Below are 4,456 nucleotides of genomic sequence, written 5' to 3'. Positions count from 1 at the left end.
GTGCCTGCTCTGCGCCAGCACCCCAGCCCGGACACTCGACAGCTGCTGCCGCCGTGACTGCGTCACGAAGTACTCGGGTTCCACGGTCTCGACGCCCCAGCCTTCGAGCAAAGCTCCGTCGGGGGCTACGAGCAGCACATGGTCGGTCTCCTCCAGGACCTTCCGAGCCGCGAGAACCGGGTTCTTCGCCCGTCGTGTCACGGCAACAGCCCCGGCGCGGCCGTCACCGGTCATGACCGATGCATCCAGCTCCGCCTCACCCTCGGCCGTGAGCGCCGCACCACGACCGGCGTTGAAGAGCACGCAGTTCTCGAGCTCGACGACCGCTGCGCACACGGCGTCGAGGGCCGAGCCGCCGGCTGCGAGGACCGTCCGCCCCGCCCGGTAGGCCGCGGCCAGGCCTTCGGCGTACGGCTCCTCCTGCTCCACGGAGAGCGCCGCGGCCCGGCCGTCTGCTCCGCCGTGCAGGACCAGCGAGAAGCCGCGGGCCGCAGGGGCGATGTCCATAAGACGCATCGGTTGTCTCTGTCTCCTCCGTGGCTTCCATCCCCGCCGTGAGGGCGCGGGGCGTGACCCGACCCTAGAGGCAAACAGTACGAAACGGAAGAGCAGTAGCAATGCCGTACTGTTCATTACAAGCTGGGCGCTCGCCGAGAGGCCAGCCGCCGGCCCCGGTGTTGTGGCGGGAGGCACCGTGAGCGTCAGCGGCCAGCCGATGTGGGCGCTGTCAGGTCAGCGCCGACCGCAGCGCGATGTCACGCGCGAGGGTGAGACTGCCGATCATCTCGGAACGCAGGCCCAGCGCGGCCGGCACCACTTGAACGTGGTCTTCGAAGCCGGGTTGTGCCAGACGCTGGATCGACTCGCGAATGCCGTCGATGAAGGCGTCCGCCTGGCTCATCTCGCCGCCGATGACGACGGTCGCCGGGTCGAGCAGGGCGCACAGGTTGGCCAGAACCTGGCCGAGCGTCCTGCCGGACTCGGCGAAGACCTTCCGGGCCACCGGGTGGCCGGCGAACTCGTGCAGTCGCGCTGGCGGGCCGGACTCGCCCGGGCGGAGGTGAGACAGCTGATGGAGCACCTGCTGGCTGGAGACGATCGTCTCCAGGCACCCGCGGTTGCCGCATCGGCACCACGCTCCCTCCTGGGTGATCTGGGTGTGCCCGATCTCGCCCGCCGCTCCCGAGCTGCCGCGTGCCGGTGCCCCGTTGATGATGAGCCCGGCGCCGACGCCGTCGGATGCCTTGACGTAGATGACGTTGTCCTTGCCTCGAGCGGCGCCGTGCCGGTGCTCGGCGAGGGCGCCGAGGTTCGCATCGTTGTCGAGGTGGACCGTGAGCCCGGTGCGGTCGCTCAGCTCGCTGGCCAGGTCGAGGCCGGACCAGCTGGCCAGGATCGTGGGGGAGGCGACGGCCTGCCGCGCCGCGTTCAGCGGTCCCGGCACTCCGGCGACGCAGGTGGTCACGGGTCCGGCCTCCGAGTGGCGGTCCCGGGCCTCGTGCTCGAGCTTGTCCACCAGCCGGCGGACGAGGCGCGCCGCGGCGTCCAGGGCCACATCGGGGTGGTCGTCGACGTCCACCGCGGACCGTGCCTCGGCTCGGACGGTCAGGTCGAACGTCGCAACGGCGACGCCCAGGTGCCGGTGGCCCAGGTCCACCCCGACGACGGCACCGGGCGGGTACCGGGGCAGCAGACGGCGGCTCGGCCGGCCGCGACCGTCGCTCGCGCCCTGGTGCTCCCTCAACAGGCCGTCGTCCAGCAGGTTCTGTGCGACCGCCGCGACGGTCTGGCGGCTCATGCCCAGCGCGGACTCCAGCTCCGGGCGGGACGCGCTTCCGTGCTGCCACACGTGGTCGAGCACCTCGTCACGCATGGCTCGCCGCACCCGCTCCGCGGTGCTGTAGGTGGCCATGCCCGCTCCTCCGTTCGCGGCGAATTTCGTCGCGGATAATCAAAATTCGAAGGTGTTGACCGCCTATTCGACCTGCCACTACCTTAAATCCGATCCTAGCGGTTTATCGGTAAAACCGGTACTCGAGGCGATCAGTGCAGGAACGGTCCCGGCCACCCGTCGGCGGCCTCTCTCGGGCATGGGCACGACCGACTTACGCCTGTCAGCACCAATTTTCCTCTCACGCGTCGCCCCCGGTCGGCGCGGCTTCCCACGCACCGAAATGGAGTCGCTATGCGCTTGAAGCGATGGCCCGTCCTGCTCGCCGCGACCTGCGCCGCCTTTGGCGGCAGCCTGGTCGTCCCCACCGCCGCGCCGGCGGCCCCCGCGGCCCCCGACTGTCCGTGGGTCGGGCAGCACGCCACGCCCACCCAACGCGCCCAAGCGGTGCTCGCCAAGATGACGCTGGACGAGAAGATCTACCTCGTGCACGGCGCGGCCGGTTCCGCCTACACGGGCCAGATCCCGGGCGAGCCCTGGCTGTGCATCCCGACACTGAAGATGACGGACGGCCCGGTCGGCGTACGCATGAACGACACGACCCAGCTGCCCGCCGGGGCCGCTGTCGCGGCGTCCTTCGACACCTCGCTCGCAGACACGTACGGACAGGTGGTCGGGGCTGAAGCCAAGACGAAGGGCGCTGACCTGGTCCTCGGCCCGACGATCAACATCGTTCGTGACCCGCGGTGGGGCCGGGCCTTCGAGTCCTACGGCGAAGACCCGTACCTCGCCGGGCAGATCGGCTCGGCCAACATCAAGGGCATCCAGTCGCAGGGCACGATGGCCCAGGTCAAGCACTACGCCGTCTACAACCAGGAGACCAACCGCAACACGTTCGCCGACAACGCAGTCATCGACGACCGGGTGGTGCGCGAGATCTACACCGCCGCCTTCGGGACCATCGTCGCCGAGGCACAACCGTCCTCGGCGATGTGCTCGTACTCGTTGATCAACGGGACGTACGCCTGCGAGAACGCGTACCTCAACAACATCCTCAAGACCAGCTTCGGCTTCGACGGGTTCATCACGTCCGACTGGGACGCCACACACAGCACCGTGCAGGCGGCCAACGCGGGCATGGACCTGCAGATGCCGAACGACTCCTTCTTCGGGGCGGCGCTCAAGCAGGCCGTGCAGGACGGCAGAGTGGCGCAGAGCCGTGTCGACGACATGGTCGTGCGCATCCTCCGCGAGGAGTTCCGGTTCGGGCTCTTCGAGCACCCGTCGGCGGACACCCCGGACGCCGTCGCTTCCACCCAGGCGCATGTCGCCGTCGCGAAGAAGGCCGCCGAGGACGGCACCGTCCTGCTGAAGAACACCGGGGACACCCTGCCCCTGGACACCAGCAAGGTGAACTCGATCGCGGTCATCGGCAGCGGCGCCAAGGACAACACGCTGAGCGCCGGCGGCGGCAGCGCGATCGTCGCCGGCACCGGGACCGTCAACCCGTACGACGGCATCACGGCACGCGCCGGCTCCGGCGTCGACGTGCAGTACGCGCAGGGCAACCCGGGCACGAAGGGTGACTTCGGCACCCTGCCCGCGATCGACAGCCAGTTCCTGACTCCGGCGTCGGGTACCGGCCACGGTCTGACGGGCGAGTACTACGCGAACACCACGCTGTCGGGGACACCGGCCGCAACACGCATCGACCGGCAGGTGAAGTTCGACTGGAGAGGTGCACCTGCCTCGGGCGTGCCGGCCGCGGGCTTCTCGACGAAGTGGACCGGGACGGTGACGCCGCCGGTCACCGGCACGTACACCTTCGGAGTCACCAGCGACGACGGCACTCGGCTGTTCATCGACGGCAAGCAGGTCATCGACAACTGGCGCGACCAGGGCGCGCACACCGAGACGGGCCAGGTCGACCTGACCGCGGGCAAGCCCGTGCAGATCGAGGTGGACTACTACCAGGGCACCGGCGGGGCCTACGTCAACCTGGGCTGGCTGCCGCCGAAGGCCGCTCTCGCGCAGCAGGCGGCGGCTCTGGCCGCCAAGTCCGACGTGGCGGTGGTGTACGCAAACCTCTACCAGGGCGAGGGCGGCGACCAGCCGAACATCGACCTGCCCGACGACCAGAACGACCTCATCGACGCCGTCGCGGCCGCCAACCCGAACACCATCGTCGTGCTGAACACCGGCTCAGCGGTCACCATGCCGTGGCTCGACAAGGTCAAGGGCGTCCTCGAGGCCTGGTACCCGGGCCAGCAGGCCGGCAACGCCATCGCCGCGCTGCTGTTCGGCGACGCCAACCCGTCGGCCAAGCTCCCCGTCACCTTCCCCACCTCGCTCGACCAGGTGCCCGCCTCCACGGACGCCCAGTGGCCCGGCGTGGACGGCAAGGTGCAGTACTCCGAGGGTCTGAACGTCGGCTACCGCTGGTACGACGCGAAGAACCGGACCCCGCTCTTCCCGTTCGGCTACGGGTTGTCCTACACCACGTTCGCGTTCTCGAACCTCGACCTGTCCGCACGCACGCTGTCGGGCAACGGATCTGTGCAGGCC

Annotated in this window: 3 protein-coding genes; 1 reads left to right on the top strand and 2 read right to left on the bottom strand. The window is 69.5% G+C overall.

Features of this window, described 5'->3' with window-relative positions; genetic code table 11:
• Together ACPYOM_RS21025 and ACPYOM_RS21020 are read right to left on the bottom strand one after the other, a co-directional pair.
• A partial coding sequence (locus tag ACPYOM_RS21025) for an isoaspartyl peptidase/L-asparaginase (RefSeq protein WP_481347437.1) occupies positions 1–516 on the bottom strand: 516 nt, incomplete at its 3' end.
• 211 nt (positions 517–727) lie between these two features.
• Complete coding sequence (locus ACPYOM_RS21020) at positions 728–1,912, bottom strand: ROK family transcriptional regulator (protein WP_481347436.1); 1,185 nt, start codon at positions 1,910–1,912, stop codon at positions 728–730.
• 279 nt (positions 1,913–2,191) lie between these two features.
• On the opposite strand from ACPYOM_RS21020, the gene ACPYOM_RS21015 reads away from it, so the two are divergent.
• Positions 2,192–4,456, top strand: a 2,265-nt coding sequence (locus ACPYOM_RS21015; RefSeq protein WP_481347435.1) for a glycoside hydrolase family 3 protein, incomplete at its 3' end; no start/stop codon positions are given.

It is taken from the genome of Monashia sp. HAY1-2A, assembly GCF_056755315.1.
This window is presented reverse-complemented; position numbering and strand designations above follow the sequence as displayed.

Coding starts and splice junctions, on each gene's coding strand:
- ACPYOM_RS21020 (WP_481347436.1), bottom strand. CDS start 1,912: ATGGCCACCTACAGCACCGCGGAGCGGGTGCGGCGAGCCATGCGTGAC.